The sequence below is a fragment of the Phenylobacterium sp. genome, assembly GCF_036821595.1.
Lineage (GTDB): Bacteria > Pseudomonadota > Alphaproteobacteria > Caulobacterales > Caulobacteraceae > Phenylobacterium.
This window is the reverse complement of sequence record NZ_DAISJG010000014.1, coordinates 56,715-71,992: the sequence shown is the minus strand read 5'-3', so window position 1 is coordinate 71,992 and position 15,278 is coordinate 56,715. Positions and strand designations below refer to the sequence as shown.

Genomic DNA, 15,278 nt, shown 5'->3' with positions numbered 1-15,278 from the left:
CGCTCAGCCCGCGGCCGCGGCGCGCCGGCGGGCGGGCCGCTCGGCTTCGGCCGGCGCCGCGTCGTCCCGGCGCGGACGCTCGGCAGCGGCGATGTCATCGGCCGTCCACAAGCGGCTGTCGGCGTGCAGCGGGCGCACCCGGTGCCGGCGCTCGAGCGCCGCCTTGTAGAGGCCCTGGTAGTCGCGCTCGGCCAGCATCTCGCGGGCCTCGTGATCGAAGCCGATGCCGATGTTCAGATAGGCCTCGAGGTTGGCGAGGTCCGGCCGCGGCAGCTGCCCGGAGGCGCAGTCCTCGGCCATGCCGCGGTAGAGCCCTTCCAGCCGGTCGACGAGCTTCTCCATGTTGAACAGGTCGCAGGTGTCGCGGTTGGCTTCCAGCCGGGCCTTCAGCGCGGCCAGGGCCGCCCGGTCATTGCCGAGCTCGATGCCGCGGGCCACGAAGTCCTCGGGCGTCTCTGTCACCAGGTCCGGCATGCCGGCGGAGCGCACGAGGCTGCCGCAGACCCGGCTGGCGAAGCTGCGGCCCGACAGGGTCAGGATCGGCACGCCCATCCAGAGCGCGTCCGAACAGGTAGTGTGGGCGCCGTACGGAACCGTGTCCAGGAACAGGTCGGCCAGCGGATAGCGCGCCAGGTGCCAGGGGTTGGCCAGCTTAGGCGCGAAGTGGATCCGCAAGCGGTCGACCCCGTGCTGCTCGGCCATGGCCCGCAGGCGCTCGGCCGCCTCGGGCGTGCTCTCCAGGAGCCAGAGGACGCTGCCCTCCACCCCCTTCAGGATCTCCATCCACCGGGCGAAGGTGAAGCGGTTGATCTTCTGCGGCCCGTTGAAACAGCAGAAGACGACGGCGTCTTCCGGCAAGCCGGCGTCGGCGCGCGCGGGCCGCTCCTCGGCGATGATCCGGCGGCGGTCGTTCGGCTGGTAGCAGGGCAGCCGCACGACCTTCTCCGAATAATAGAGCTCGGAGCCCTCCGGGATGATCCAGTCGTCGGCGACGATGTAGTGGTGGTACGGGCTGCCCATGGTGCCGGGGAAGCCCAGCCAGTTCACCAGAACCGGGGCGGGCCGGCGGGCGAAGACGCCGGTGCGGGCGTCGCGGGTGTGGCCGTTCACGTCCACCAGGATGTCGATGCCGTCGGCGGCGATCTGGCGGGCCGCAACGTCGTCCGTCATCTCGCGGATGTCGGTCCAGTGCTCGACGGAGGCCTTGATCCTCTGGGTGAGCGCGTCGTTGCCGGGCCGGCCGCAGTAGTAGGCGAAGACCTCCACCTTCTCGCGGTCGTGCAGCTCGAAGAGCTCGGCCATCAGATAGCCTACGGCGTGGTCGCGCAGGTCGGACGAGATGTAGCCCACCCGCAGGCGACGGCCGTCCAGGTCGATCTTCGCGTGACGGCGGTCGACGTCGAGGTTGTCGAAGGTCTCCTCGATCGCCTGTTCCACGTAGCGGTGCGCACAGGCGAGCTGCAGCAGCGGGTCGTCGGTATAGGCGCCCATGGAGAGCGGGTGGATGGCGAGCATCTGGCTCTTTCGGTCCACCCCCTCGAACGGCTGGATCACCGGCCATTTGCACTGGCCCAGCCTGAGCGCCATGAACTGCTCCATGACGTCGCGCTGGGCCGGGTTGAGGGTCAGCGCCTCCTGCAGCGCCGTCTCCGCCGTCTCCAGCTTCTGGTGCTCGCCGAGCACCCGCCCGAGCTGCTTCAGGGCGGCGATCTTGTAGCCGACCTGCAGTCCGCTGATCGGCGCGAGCTTGCCGATGACGACCTTCCAGAGCTCCACGCCGTCATTGGCGGCGCCGGTCCGCTCCAGCAGTCCGCCCAGGTTGATGTAGGCGGGGATGAACTCGGGATTGGCGGCGATGGCGGCCCGGAGCAGCTCCACTGCCTCGGCTACGTCGCCGAGGTTCGTGGCCACCACGGCGGCGTTGAACTGGGCGACGAAGAGCTGCGGGTGCTCTTTATTGAAGTTCATCCAGATCTTGTAGATCTGCTGCGCGAGCCGGGGCTGCCCCCCCTCCCCCAGCTGGCCGGCGGCGCCGATCAGCTCGGTCAGGCTCATGCCGCCGTTGGTGACCTTGTGCAGGGCGGCCATGAAGGCGTCGTCGGACATCGGGTTCTCGAGCGCGGGTCGTGGGCCGTCCGGCGCCCCGCGCGCCAGCGGGCGGCGGGACGATTCGGATCAGCAAAAGGATGGCATGGGGCCGGAGTCGCACCAATCGACGAGCGGCGGTTTCCAGCCCGCAGCGCCATCACGCCGCACCTCGCGCAGAGGCCACGAGACGCCGGCCGCGGGAGGGGTCCCGCCGCCGGCGTCCTGATCAGCGTCAGGTGTTCATCACGTAGATGTCGACCTGCTCGGCGGACATCGACTGCACCTGGGTGACCGTGAAGGCCGAGAGCTGCGTCGAGGTCATGGCCGACATGTTGGTCGTGGTCAGCTCGTCGATCTGGGTGACCGTCAGGCCCGGGATCTGGGTCGTGGTGAGCGCCTGGACCTGGGTTTCGGTCAGGGCGCCGATCACCGTCGTCGAGAGCGCGCCCAGCTGGGTGGAGAGCAGCGAGCCGAGCTGGGTGGTGCTCAGCTCCCCGATATCGGTGACCTCCAGGCTCCGCAGCTGGGTGGCCGTGAGGCCCTTCAGCTGGGTCGTGGAGAGCGCCTGCATCTGGGTCTCGTCCATGGCCATCAGGGTGAGCGCCGCCAGCGCGCCCAGTTGGGTCGCCGAGAGGTAGCTGACCTGGGTCGAGCTCAGCTCGCCGATGTCGGTCTCGGTGAGGCCCTTGAGCTGGGTCGTGGTCAGGCCCTTCAGCTGGGTCGAGCTCAGCACGTCCATCTGGGTCTCGGAGAGCTCCGAGAAGTTGGTCGCCGACAGCGCCCCGAGCTGGGTGGCCGTCAGCGCGCCGATCTGGGTCTCGGTGATCTCCGCCATGTCCGTGGTCGAGAGGCCGCGGAGCTGGGTGACCGTCATGCCCGCCAGCTGGGTGGTGGTCAGGCCGGAAGTCTTGGTCTCGTCCATCGCCGACAGGTTGGTCGCCGAGATGGCCCCCACCTGCGTCGCGCTGAGCGCCCCGATCTGCGTGGTCGTCAGCTCAGCGAAGTCGGTCTCGTTGAGGCTCCGCAGCTGGGTGGCCGTGAGGCCCTTCACCTGCGTCTCGCTCAGCGAGCCGATCTGGGTCTCGTCGAGCGCCGAGAGGTTGGTCGCCGAGAGGCCGCCGACCTGGGTCGAGGCCAGGCCCGAGAGCTGGGTGGTCGTCAGGGCCACCATGTTGGTGGTCGACAGCGCCCCGAGCTGGGTGGTGGTCAGCGCCGCGAGCTGGGTCGAGGCCAGTTCGCCCACGTCGGTCTCGTTGAGACCGGCGATCTGGGTCGTGGTCAGGCCCTTCAGCTGGGTCGACGTCAGCGCCGACACCTGCGTCCCGTCGAGGGCGGAGACCGCCGTCGAGGTGAGCGCGCCGAGCTGGGTCGCGGTCAGGGCGCCGATCTGGGTCTCGGAGAGTTCCGAGATGTCCGTCTCGTTCAGGCCCCGCAGCTGGGTCGCCGTCAGCGCCTTCACCTGGGTGGTGGAGAGCTGGCCGACCTGGGTCTCGTCCAGCGCCGAGAGGCTGGTCGAGGTCATGGCCGCGAGCTGCGTCCCGGCGAGCTGACCGATCTGGGTTTCCGACAGGTCGCCCACGTCGGTCTCGGTGAGGCCGGCGATCTGGGTCGTCGTCAGGCCCTTCAGCTGGGTCTCCGTCAGGGCGCCCATCTGGGTCTCGTCCATCCCCGAGAGGTTGGTGGCCGAGAGCGCCCCGATCTGGGTGGCTGAGAGCTGGCTGATCTGGGTGGTGGTCAGCTCCGCGAAGTCGGTGGTCGACATGCCGCGCAGCTGGGTCGCCGTGAGGCCCTTCACCTGGGTCTCGGTCAGCGAGCTCATCTGGGTGGCGTCGAGCGCCGCAAGGTTGGTGGCCGAGAGGCCGCCGACCTGGGTCGAGGTCAGGCCCGAGAGCTGGGTGGTGCTCAGCGCGGTGATGTTGGTGGTCGAGAAGGCCCCGAGCTGGGTGGTGGCCAGGGCCGCCAGCTGGGTCGAGGCCAGTTCGCCCACGTCGGTCTCGTTGAGGCCGGCGATCTGGGTCGTGGTCAGGCCCTTCAGCTGGGTCGACGTCAGCGCCGACACCTGCGTCCCGTCGAGGGCGGAGACCGCCGTCGAGGTGAGCGCGCCGAGCTGGGTCGCGGTCAGGGCGCCGATCTGGGTCTCGGAGAGTTCCGAGATGTCCGTCTCGTTCAGGCCCCGCAGCTGGGTCGCCGTCAGCGCCTTCACCTGGGTGGTGGAGAGCTGGCCGACCTGGGTCTCGTCCAGCGCCGAGAGGCTGGTCGAGGTCATGGCCGCGAGCTGCGTCCCGGCGAGCTGACCGATCTGGGTTTCCGACAGGTCGCCCACGTCGGTCTCGGTGAGGCCGGCGATCTGGGTCGTCGTCAGGCCCTTCAGCTGGGTCTCCGTCAGGGCGCCCATCTGGGTCTCGTCCATCCCCGAGAGGTTGGTGGCCGAGAGCGCCCCGATCTGGGTGGCTGAGAGCTGGCTGATCTGGGTGGTGGTCAGCTCCGCGAAGTCGGTGGTCGACATGCCGCGCAGCTGGGTCGCCGTGAGGCCCTTCACCTGGGTCTCGGTCAGCGAGCTCATCTGGGTGGCGTCGAGCGCCGCAAGGTTGGTGGCCGAGAGGCCGCCGACCTGGGTCGAGGTCAGGCCCGAGAGCTGGGTGGTGCTCAGCGCGGTGATGTTGGTGGTCGAGAAGGCCCCGAGCTGGGTGGTGGCCAGGGCCGCCAGCTGGGTCGAGGCCAGTTCGCCCACGTCGGTCTCGTTGAGGCCGGCGATCTGGGTCGTCGTCAGGCCCTTCAGCTGGGTCGACGTCAGCGCCGCCATCTGGGTCCCGTCGAGGGCCGACAGCGCCGTGGCCGTCAGGGCCCCGAGCTGGGTGGCCGTCAGGGCCCCGAGCTGGGTCTCCGACAGCTCACCCATATCGGTCTCGTTGAGGCCGCGCAGCTGGGTGGCGGTCAGCGCCTTCAGCTGGGTCGCCGAAAGCTGGCCAACCTGGGTCTCGTCAAGAGCCGAGAGGCTGGTCGTGGCCAGGTTGGAGAGCTGGGTCCCGCTCAGCTGGCCGATCTGGGTCTCGGTCAGTTCCCCGACGTCGGTCTCGTTGAGGCCGCGCATCTGGGTGGCCGTCAGGCCCTTCAGCTGCGTCTCGGTCAGGGCCGCGGTCTTGGTCTCGTCCATGGACGAGAGGTTGGTCGCCGACAGCGCGCCGATCTGGGTGGCGCTCAGGGCGGCGATCTGCGTCGAAGTCAGCTCAGCGAAGTCGGTCTCGTTGAGGCTCCGCAGCTGGGTGGCCGTGAGCCCCTTCACCTGCGTCTCGTTCAGCGAGCCGATCTGGGTCTCGTCGAGCGCCGAGAGGTTGGTCGCCGAGAGGCCGCCGACCTGGGTCGAGGTCAGGCCCGAAAGCTGGGTGGTGCTCAGCGCCGCCACATTGGTTGTGGAGAGCGCGCCAAGCTGGGTGGCGCTGAAGGCGGAGAGCTGGGTCGACGAGAACTCGCCGATGTCGGTGGTCGTCAGATCCTTCAGCTGGGTGGAGGTGAGCCCCTTCACCTGGGTGGAGGACAGCGCCGCCATCTGGGTCTCGTCCAGCGCCGACAGCGCCGTCGCTGTCAGGGCTCCGAGCTGGGTCGAAGTCATGGCGCCGAGCTGGGTCTCGGAAAGCTCGGCGATGTCGGTCTCGTTGAGGCCCTTCAGTTGGGTCGCCGTGAGCGCCTTCACCTGGGTGGTGGAGAGCGACGCCACCTGAGTCTCGTCGAGCGCCGAGAGGCTGGTCGCCACCAGGTTGGAGATCTGGGTCCCGCTCAGCTGGCCGATCTGGGTCTCGGTCAGTTCGCCCACGTCGGTCTCGTTGAGGCCGCGCATCTGGGTGGCCGTCAGGCCCTTCAGCTGCGTCTCGGTCAGAGCCGCCATCTGGGTCTCGTCCATGGCCGAGACGTTGGTGGCCGAAAGCGCGCCGATCTGGGTCGAGGTCAGCGAGCCGAGCTGGGTGGTGGTCAGTTCGGCGAAGTCCGTGGTCGAGATCGTCCGCAGCTGGGTCGCGGTCAGACCCTTCACCTGGGTCTCGCTCAGCGACGACATCTGGGTGGCGTCGAGCGCCGACAGGTTGGTGGCCGAGAGCTGGCCGACCTGGGTCGAGGTCAGGCCGGCGAGCTGGGTGGTGCTCAGCGCCGCGACGCTGGTGGTCGTCAGGCCGCCGAGCTGGGTGCTGGTGAACGCCGACAGCTGGGTCGACGAGAATTCCGCGATGTCGGTGGTCGTCAGCTCGGCGAGCTGGGTCTTCGTGAGACCCTTCACCTGCGTCGAGGTGAGCGCCGCCATCTGGGTCTCGTCCAGCGCCGACAGGGCGGTGGCCGTCAGGGCGCCCAGCTGGGTCGAGGTCATCACCCCAACCTGGGTCTCGGAAAGTTCGGCGATGTCGGTCTCGGTGAGGCCCTTCAGCTGGGTCGCCGTGAGGCCCTTCACCTGCGTCGTCGAGAGCGAGCCGACCTGGGTCTCGGAGAGCGCCGACAGCGACGTGGAGGTCAGGTTCGAGAGCTGGGTGGCGCTCAGCTGGCCGACCTGGGTCTCGGAGAGTTCGCCCACGTCGGTCTCGTTCAGCCCCTTCATCTGAGTGGCCGTCAGGCCCTTCAGCTGGGTCTCGGTGAGCGCCGCCATCTGCGTCGCATCCATGGCCGAGACGTTCGTCGAGGAGAGCGCGCCGATCTGCGTGGAGGTCAGCGAGCCGAGCTGGGTGGTGGTCAGTTCGGCGAAGTCCGTGGTCGAGATCGTCCGCAGCTGGGTCGCGGTCAGACCCTTCACCTGGGTCTCGCTCAGCGACGACATCTGGGTGGCGTCGAGCGCCGACAGGTTGGTGGCCGAGAGCTGGCCGACCTGGGTCGAGGTCAGGCCGGCGAGCTGGGTGGTGCTCAGCGCCGCGACGCTGGTGGTCGTCAGGCCGCCGAGCTGGGTGCTGGTGAACGCCGACAGCTGGGTCGACGAGAATTCCGCGATGTCGGTGGTCGTCAGCTCGGCGAGCTGGGTCTTCGTGAGACCCTTCACCTGCGTCGAGGTGAGCGCCGCCATCTGGGTCTCGTCCAGCGCCGACAGGGCGGTGGCCGTCAGGGCGCCCAGCTGGGTCGAGGTCATCACCCCAACCTGGGTCTCGGAAAGTTCGGCGATGTCGGTCTCGGTGAGGCCCTTCAGCTGGGTCGCCGTGAGGCCCTTCACCTGCGTCGTCGAGAGCGAGCCGACCTGGGTCTCGGAGAGCGCCGACAGCGACGTGGAGGTCAGGTTCGAGAGCTGGGTGGCGCTCAGCTGGCCGACCTGCGTCTCGGAGAGTTCGCCCACGTCGGTCTCGTTGAGGCCCCGCATCTGGGTGGCCGTCAGCCCCTTCAGCTGCGTCTCAGTGAGCGCCGCCATCTGGGTCTCGTCCATGGCCGAGACGTTGGTGGCCGAAAGCGCGCCGATCTGGGTCGAGGTCAGCGAGCCGAGCTGGGTGGTGGTCAGTTCGGCGAAGTCCGTGGTCGAGATCGTCCGCAGCTGGGTCGCGGTCAGACCCTTCACCTGGGTCTCGCTCAGCGACGACATCTGGGTGGCGTCGAGCGCCGACAGGTTGGTGGCCGAGAGCTGGCCGACCTGGGTCGAGGTCAGGCCGGCGAGCTGGGTGGTGCTCAGCGCCGCGACGCTGGTGGTCGTCAGGCCGCCGAGCTGGGTGCTGGTGAACGCCGACAGCTGGGTCGACGAGAATTCCGCGATGTCGGTGGTCGTCAGCTCGGCGAGCTGGGTCTTCGTCAGCCCCTTCACCTGGGTCGAGGACAGCGCCGCCATCTGGGTCTCGTCCAGCGCCGACAGCGCCGTCGCGGTGAGCGCCCCGAGCTGGGTCGGAGTCATGGCGCCAAGCTGGGTCTCGGAAAGCTCGGCGATATCGGTCTCGTTCAGGCCCTTCAGCTGGGTCGCCGTCAGCGCCTTCACCTGGGTGGCGGAGAGCGAGCCGACCTGGGTCTCGGTGAGGGCCGAGACCGCGGTGGAGGTCAGGTTCGAGAGCTGGGTGCCCGAGAGGCTGGCGATCTGCGTCTCGGAAAGCTCGCCCACGTCGGTCTCGGTCAGCCCCTTCATCTGGGTCGCCGTCAGACCCTTGAGCTGGGTGGTGCTGAGCGCCTCCACCTGGGTGGCGTCGAGGGCCGACAGGTTGGTGGACGAGAGCGCCCCAAGTTGCGTCGAGGTCAGGGAGCCGAGCTGGGTCGTGGTCAGCTCGGCGAAGTCGGTGGTCGAGATCGTCCGCAGCTGGGTCGCCGTCAGGCCCTTCACCTGGGTCTCGCTCAGCGACGACATCTGGGTGGCGTCGAGCGCCGACAGGTTGGTGGCCGAGAGCTGGCCGACCTGGGTCGAGGTCAGGCCGGCGAGCTGGGTGGTGCTCAGCGCCGCGACGCTGGTGGTCGTCAGGCCGCCGAGCTGGGTGCTGGTGAACGCCGACAGCTGGGTCGACGAGAATTCCGCGATGTCGGTGGTCGTCAGCTCGGCGAGCTGGGTCTTCGTCAGCCCCTTCACCTGGGTCGAGGACAGGACCGCCATCTGGGTCTCGTCCAGCGCCGACAGCGCCGTCGCCGTCAGGGCCCCGAGCTGGGTGGAGCCGAGGGCGCTGATCTGGGTGGCCGAGAGCTCAGCGATATCCGTGGTCTCAAGCGCCTTCAGCTGGGTGAGCGACAGGCCCTTGATCTGCGTGGCGCTCAGCGCGGCGACCTGGGTCGCGTCCAGCGCCATGAAGTTGGTCACGCCGAGGCCGGCGACCTGGGTCGAGGCCAGCGCCGACAGCTGGGTCGTGGTCAGCTCGGCGATGTCGGTGGTCTCGAGGCTGCGGAGCTGGGTGGCGGTCAGCCCCTTCACCTGGGTGGCGCTCAGCGAGCCCATCTGGGTCGCGTCGAGCGCGGACAGGGCGGTCGTGGTCAGCGCTCCGACCTGGGTCGAGGTCAGGCCGGAGAGCTGGGTGGTGCTGAGCTCGGCGATGTCCGTGGCGCTGAAACCGCGGATCTGGGTCGCCGTCAGCGCGGCGAGCTGGGTCGAGCTCAGCGAGCCCATCTGGGTCTCGGTCAGGGCCGAGAAGTTGGTGCTCGACAGCGCCTTCAGCTGGGTGGACGTCAGCGCGCCGATCTGGGTCGTCGTGAATTCGGCGATGTCGGTCTCGTTGAGACCGGCGAGCTGGCTCGTCGTCAGGCCGCTGAGCTGGGTGGCGTCGAGGGCCGCGAACTCGGTCTCGTCCAGGCTGGACAGATTCGTGGCGGAGAGCGCGCTCAGCTGCGTCTTGTTGAACGCGCCGATCTGGGTGGAGGTCAGCTCGCCGAAGTCGGTGGTGCTGAGCGACTTCAGCTGGGTCGCGGTCAGGCCCGCGACCTGGGTGGTGTTCAGCGAGCTGATCTGGGTCTCGTCCAGCGCCGCCAGGCCCGTCGTCGCCAGGGCCGAGATCTGGGTCGAGGACAGGGCCGACAGCTGGGTCGTGCTGAGTGCGGTCAGGGCCGTCGTGGTCAGGGCGTTCAGCTGGGTGGTCTTCAGGAGCCCGATCTGGGTCGACGAGAACTCGGCGATATCGGTCTCGTTGAGGCCCTTGAGCTGGGTCGTCGTCAGGCCCGCGAGCTGGGTCGAGGTGAGCGCCTGGACCTTCGTCTCGTCCATCGCCGAGACGTTGGTGAACGTCAGCGCGCCGAGCTGGGTGGAGCTGAACGCCCCGAGCTGGGTGGAGGTCAGCTCGCCGAAGTCGGTCTCGTTGAGCGAGCGCAGGTGCGTCGCCGTCAGCCCCTTCACCTGGGTCGTCGTCAGAGCGCCCATCTGGGTGCCGTCGAGAGCCGACAGGTTGGTGGTCGACAGGCCGCCGATCTGGGTGGAGGTGAGCCCGCCGAGCTGGGTCTCGGTCAGCACCGCCATGCCCGTGGTGGACAGGGCGTTCAGCTGGGCCGCGGTCAGGGCGCCCAGCTGGGTGGACGACAGCTCGCCCACGTCGGTCTCGGTGAGCCCGCCCATCTGCGTCAGCGACAGGCCGCGCATCTGGGTGGTGGTCAGGGCGCCCATCTGCGTGGAGTCGAGGGCAGAGAAGTTGGTGGCGGTCAGGCCGCCGAGCTGGGTCGCCGACAGGGCGGCGATCTGGGTGGTCGAGAACTCCGCGATGTCGGTCTCAGAGAGACCCTTCATCTGCGTCGCGGTCAGGCCCTTCAGCTGCGTCGCCGAGAGGGCGCTCATCTGGGTCGAGGTCAGGGCGGACAGATTCGTGGCGGTGAGCGCCGCCAGTTGCGTCGAGGCGAGCGCCGCGAGCTGGGTCGTGCCCAGGACGCCGACGGCGGTCTCGGTGAGTTCCTTCAGCTGGGTGCTGGTCAGCCCCGCGACCTGGGTCGCGGTCAGCGCGCCCATCTGGGTCTCGGAGAAGGCGCCGAGCGCGGTGGTGGTCAGGGCGCCGATCTGGGTCTTGGTGAGACCCGAAAGCTGGGTGGTGGCGAGTTCGCCGATGTCGGTCTCGTTGAGGCCCTTCACCTGCGTCGCCGTCAGGGCGCCGAGCTGGGTGGAGGTGAGCGCCGCGGCCTGGGTCTCGGTCAGAACCGAGATGTTGGTCGCGCTGAGCGCCTGCAGCTGGGTGGTCTTCAACGCGGCGATCTGGGTGGTCGTCAGCTCGCCCACGTCGGTCGCGCTGAAGCCCCTGATCTGGGTGGCGGTGAGCCCGGCCAGCTGGGTGGTGGTGAGCGCGGCGACTTCCGTCTCGTCCAGGCTGGACAGGTTGGTGGCCGAAAGCGCCCCGAGCTGGGTGGAGGAAAAGGCGCCGATCTGGGTCGAGGTCAGCTCGTCGAAGTCCGCGGCCGCCATGGAACGCAGCTGGGTGGCCGTCAGACCCGCGATCTGGGTCGTGGTGAACGTGCCGACCTGGGTGCCGTCGAAGGCGGCGAACTTGGTCGCCGACAGGCCGCCGAGCTGGGTGGCCGAGAGCCCGCCGAGCTGGGTCTCGGTGAGCAGCGCCAAGTTGGTGGTGGTGAGCGCGCCGAGCTGGGTCGTGCTGAAGACGCCGATCTGCGTCTTGCTGAGTTCGCCGATGTCGGTCTCGGTCAGCGCCGCGAGCTGGGTGGAGGTGAGCCCCTTCACCTGGGTCGTGGTGAGCGCGCCGATCTGAGTCTCGTCCAGCACCGACAGGTTGGTGGCCGACAGTCCGGAGAGCTGGGTCGAGGACAGGACGCCGATGTGGGTGACGTCGAGGGCGCCGAGCTGGGTGGTGGTGAAGGCGTTGAGCTGCTGACCGTTGAACACCACGAGCTGGGTGGTGTCGAAGACGATCGAGGTCTGCAGGTAGGGGATCTGGGTGGCGGTGAGGCCTTTCACCTGGGTCGCGGTGATCGCGCCGACCTGCGTCGCATCCAGGACCGCGATGCCGCTGGTGTTGATGGCCCCGAGCTGCGTTGCGCTCAGCGACTTGATGTCGGTGGTCGAGAGGCTCTGGATCGTCGTGACCGACAGCGCGCTGATCTGGGCGGCCGTGAGGTTTGAGATACCCATTATTCCACCCTGTCCAGTTCAGACGCCCAATCGGCCGGTCAAACGAGAAATACGAAGAGAAACGCTAGTCGATTGGTGCTTTTCGCACCCGGTACGCACATCAGGAGTCCCTTTCAAATTCGTTACACTGAGTCGTGTGAAGGGGGGCGGCGCCGCCTAGTGTGGGGCTGAAGGACGCAGTCAGTCTTCGCGCCTGGAGTCCGCCGGTTCACTAGCTGTGGCGCGTTGCCGCAGGGGCGGAAGTTCTGCATTCCCGCGCCATGCCCTTCGGGCGATCACTTCCGAGCACCGAAAGCAATGGCAAAGCTCAAACATAAGCCGCCACGGGTATTTGATGCTTCAAGGTGAAGCTTGCCGCGACGTCTTATGTCCGGGCAGAGATGGCATTATACAGTAAAGCCTGCCGGGCTTGTCTTGGCGACTGCGACAACTTGCAGTCCTCTCACACTCCAAGCGTTGCGCTACCCGCTTCGTCGCGCGCCGGCCACGGCGGCGCCGGGCCTGGGACGTTCAGGTCTTCTCCGGGTTGGGGAAATACTTGAGTTGTCTTTAGACCGGACCGCCTGCCTCCAGGACCTTCGGAAGCTCGCCTGCGACCGCCGCGGCGCGCTCGCCGTGGAGCTTGCCCTTCTCGCACCCCTCCTGCTGCTGATTCTCGCGGGCCTCGTCGACATGTCGCGCCTGGTCATCCAGAGCATGCAGATCCGCGCCGCCGCCCAGGCCGGCGCCGATTATGCGCTGGCGCGCGACTACGACGCCGCCGCCATCCGGGCCGCGGTCCGCGACGCCACGCCGCTCGACGTCAGCGGCTCCCCCGCGCCGACGCAGACCTGGGGCTGCGTGGGGCCCGACCGCACCATCGCCCCTAGCCAGCCCCGGGGGACCTGCCCGTCCGGCCGCACGGCCGGCGAGTTCGTCACCGTCCGCGCGCGGGCCGCGTTCCGGCCGCTGATGCCCTGGCCCAGGATCGCCCTGCCGGCGGAGCTGCGGGCGCAGGCCATGGTGCGCGTGCGATGAGCCGACCACGCCGGAGCCTGGCGCGCGACCGCTCGGGCGCGACCGCCGTGGAAGCGAGCCTGATCCTGCCGGTGCTGCTCCTCGTCCTGATGGGAACCATGGAGCTCGGCCGGATGGCCTGGACCCAGTCGGCCCTCACCTACGCCGTGCAGGAGGCGGCCCGCTGCGCCGCCGTGCGCCCGGGCGTCTGCGGGACCCCGGCCGACATCCGGGCCTACGCCGTCCGCCGGGCCTCGCCGCTCGCCGTGCCGCCGGCCACCTTCACCGCCGTCGAAGCCGGTTGCGGGTGGGAGGTGCAGGCCGACCTCCAATACCGGTTCCTGCTGCGCGCGCTGGCGCCGGCCGGTCCCACCATCCGCGCCAGGACCTGCCGGCGATGAGGCTGGGAGGTCTCCTTGCCGTTGGCCGGGCTCTGCGCGCCGATCGCGCCGGCGCAACGGCGATCACCACCGGCCTGCTGATGGTGGTGGGCCTGGGCTTCGTCGGCCTGGGGGTGGATGTGGGCGCCGCCTACAACGCCCGCCGGGCCGCGCAGAACGCCGCCGACTCCGCCGCCTTCAGCGGCGCGGCGGCCGCCATGGGCGGCGACCCGAACGTGGCGCTGCAGGCCCGCGCGGTCGCCGACCGCTACGGCATGGTCCATGGCGAGGACGGCGTCACGGTCGAGGTCAACAGCCCCGCCTCCCGCGGCGCCTACGCCGCCAACCCGCAGGCCGTGGAGGTGATCGTCACCCGGCCGATGAAACGCTTCTTCGCGGCCTTCCTGGGCGCCGAGGAGGGCGTGGTCCGCGCCCGCGCCGTGGCGGTGGCGGGCTCCGCCGGCGACGGCTGCATCATCGCGCTGAACCCCAGCGTGGGGGACGCCATCCTGATCAACGGCGGGGTGACCGTGACCGCGGCCGGCTGTTCGGTCTATTCCAACTCCGCGAGCAACCGCTCGATGACCGCGAACGGCCCGTCCACGGTGGACGCCAAGAGCGTCGAGCTGGTGGGCCAGCTGTTGCGGAACGGTCCCGGGGTCATCACCGGCCCGGTGAACACCGGCGTCCCGACGGTCGCCGACCCCTACCGCGACGTGGGCGTGCCCGCCTACGCCCACCTCCCCTGCGAGACGCCGCACATCATCACCAGCGGCCAGACGCTGAACCCGCAGCGCAAACCGATCGTGGTCTACTGCACCGGCCTCACCGTGCAGACCCTGCAGACGGTCACCTTCAACCCGGGGATCTACGTCGTCGAAGGTCCGCTGATCTTCAACGGCAACGTCGTGGTCAGGGGCGACGGCGTCACCTTCGTCATGACCAACCGGGGCACGGGCCCAATCCCCAGCGTGACGGTCAACGGCGCGTCCGCGGACATCGAGCTGAGCGCCCCGAGCTCGGGGCCGATGGGGGGGATCCTGTTCTACCAGGACGGTCGCGCAGGCAGCGGCTCGAACATATTCAACGGCGGTTCGCGGGCCCGTTTCCGCGGCGCGCTCTACTTCCCCAGCCAGGCCGTGATCTTCAATGGCGGCACGGACGTCACCAGCGGAGGTTGCACCCAGCTGATCGCCAACCGCATCACCTTCAACGGCGCCGCGCGGCTGGCCATGGATTGCGCCGGCATGCCCCTTCGCGGACCGGGCGGCTCGCGCACGGAGCTGGTGGAGTAAGCTTAGCCAGGAACTCGCACGCCGCTGCTACGTGTATCATGTCATGGCAAAGCTTTATGCGGCATTTTGGTGCCCGCCTGAGGGCCAATTGGCTATTCCGCATAATAATGGATATCCGCTAAGGCGTTATTGCGACCCATTTTGGTGCGACGGGCGAGCTTTTGTCGCAGATTACAACCATTGCGATTGGTTAACGCAGGTTTTAACTTCCTCTCATCCGAAGGGGCGGAAGCATAGACACATGCCCCCGGAGCTATCGAGAGCAAGGGGCTTATCCACATGACCAAGCTGCTGAAGAACCTCGCCGGTGACCGCAAGGGCGCCACGGCGATCGAATACGGCCTCATCGCGGCCTTCATAGCGCTCGCTCTGGTGACCTCGCTGGGCGGCGTCAAGGACGCCGTGAAGGGCAAGTTCGATCAGGTCGGTACGGACGTCGCCGCCGCCGGCACGGAGTAAGTCAGTCCCGGGAGGTCCGGCCCGCTCCGGCGCGCCGGACCTCCTGGTCTTTCAGTTCGCGTAACCCGAGGCCGAAGACCCCATGATCACCCTTCACGACGTGCCGGTGATCGCAGGACTCTCGACCACCCTGGCGGCGCTGGTCTGGGCGGCGGCGAGCGACGTGCGCCGTTACCTGATCCCCAACCGCATCCCCGTCATCATCGCCGTGGCCTACGCGGTCGCCGCCATGGGGACGCCGTTCGGCGCCTGGCTGGCGGGCCTCGCCACGGGCCTGGCCGCGCTGGCGGCCGGCGCTCTGCTCTTCTGGCGCGGCTGGACGGGCGGGGGCGACGTCAAGCTCGCGGCGGTCATCGCGCTCTGGGCCGGCCCCGCGCACATCTCCGATTTCGCCCTGGTGACCTCTGTCGCCGGGGCCGCCCTCGCCGGGCTCATGCTCACGCCGCTCCGCCGCCTGATGCCGCAGGCCGCGGAGGGCCCGGCCGAGGGCCTTCGCCAGCCGATGCCGTTCGGCGTCGCGCTGGCGGCCGGCGGCCTCTGGGTCGTCGTCCTGCAGTTCGCAACCCTCGCCTAGGGAGTCCGACC

At 69.1% G+C, this 15,278-nt stretch carries 7 protein-coding genes; 5 read left to right on the top strand and 2 right to left on the bottom strand.

Going from position 1 to position 15,278, the window contains the following annotated elements; genetic code table 11:
• Window positions 1–3 precede the first annotated feature (3 nt).
• Together V7Z97_RS09490 and V7Z97_RS09485 are read right to left on the bottom strand one after the other, a co-directional pair.
• Window positions 4–2,106, bottom strand: a complete 2,103-nt coding sequence (locus V7Z97_RS09490; RefSeq protein WP_334163036.1) for an O-linked N-acetylglucosamine transferase, SPINDLY family protein — start codon at window positions 2,104–2,106, stop codon at window positions 4–6.
• Between the two features lie 214 nt (window positions 2,107–2,320).
• Window positions 2,321–11,563 carry a beta strand repeat-containing protein gene (locus V7Z97_RS09485; RefSeq protein ID WP_334163034.1) on the bottom strand — a complete coding sequence of 3,081 codons (9,243 nt, stop codon included), beginning with the start codon at window positions 11,561–11,563 and terminating at the stop codon, window positions 2,321–2,323.
• A gap of 543 nt (window positions 11,564–12,106) precedes the next feature.
• Here V7Z97_RS09485 and V7Z97_RS09480 point away from each other — a divergent pair.
• From V7Z97_RS09480 to V7Z97_RS09460, 5 genes are all read left to right on the top strand, one after another.
• Window positions 12,107–12,580 (top strand): TadE/TadG family type IV pilus assembly protein, encoded by a 474-nt coding sequence (locus tag V7Z97_RS09480; RefSeq protein WP_334163032.1) that lies wholly within the window; start codon window positions 12,107–12,109, stop codon window positions 12,578–12,580.
• Window positions 12,577–12,960 carry a TadE/TadG family type IV pilus assembly protein gene (locus tag V7Z97_RS09475; protein ID WP_334163031.1) on the top strand — a complete coding sequence of 128 codons (384 nt, stop codon included), beginning with the start codon at window positions 12,577–12,579 and terminating at the stop codon, window positions 12,958–12,960. The genes V7Z97_RS09480 and V7Z97_RS09475 overlap by 4 nt, the downstream gene beginning before the upstream one ends.
• On the top strand, window positions 12,957–14,234 hold the full coding sequence (locus V7Z97_RS09470) for a pilus assembly protein TadG-related protein (protein WP_334163030.1): 1,278 nt from the start codon (window positions 12,957–12,959) through the stop codon (window positions 14,232–14,234). The genes V7Z97_RS09475 and V7Z97_RS09470 overlap by 4 nt, the downstream gene beginning before the upstream one ends.
• 279 nt (window positions 14,235–14,513) lie before the next feature.
• On the top strand, window positions 14,514–14,693 hold the full coding sequence (locus V7Z97_RS09465) for a Flp family type IVb pilin (protein ID WP_334163028.1): 180 nt from the start codon (window positions 14,514–14,516) through the stop codon (window positions 14,691–14,693).
• Window positions 14,694–14,775: 82 nt separating this feature from the next.
• The gene (locus tag V7Z97_RS09460) at window positions 14,776–15,267 is read left to right on the top strand and encodes an A24 family peptidase (RefSeq protein WP_334163027.1); all 492 of its coding nucleotides are present in this window, start codon (window positions 14,776–14,778) and stop codon (window positions 15,265–15,267) included.
• Window positions 15,268–15,278 lie beyond the last annotated feature (11 nt).

Coding starts and splice junctions, on each gene's coding strand:
- V7Z97_RS09475 (WP_334163031.1), top strand. CDS start 12,577: ATGAGCCGACCACGCCGGAGCCTGGCGCGCGACCGCTCGGGCGCGACC.
- V7Z97_RS09470 (WP_334163030.1), top strand. CDS start 12,957: ATGAGGCTGGGAGGTCTCCTTGCCGTTGGCCGGGCTCTGCGCGCCGAT.
- V7Z97_RS09485 (WP_334163034.1), bottom strand. CDS start 11,563: ATGGGTATCTCAAACCTCACGGCCGCCCAGATCAGCGCGCTGTCGGTC.
- V7Z97_RS09465 (WP_334163028.1), top strand. CDS start 14,514: ATGACCAAGCTGCTGAAGAACCTCGCCGGTGACCGCAAGGGCGCCACG.
- V7Z97_RS09460 (WP_334163027.1), top strand. CDS start 14,776: ATGATCACCCTTCACGACGTGCCGGTGATCGCAGGACTCTCGACCACC.
- V7Z97_RS09490 (WP_334163036.1), bottom strand. CDS start 2,106: ATGTCCGACGACGCCTTCATGGCCGCCCTGCACAAGGTCACCAACGGC.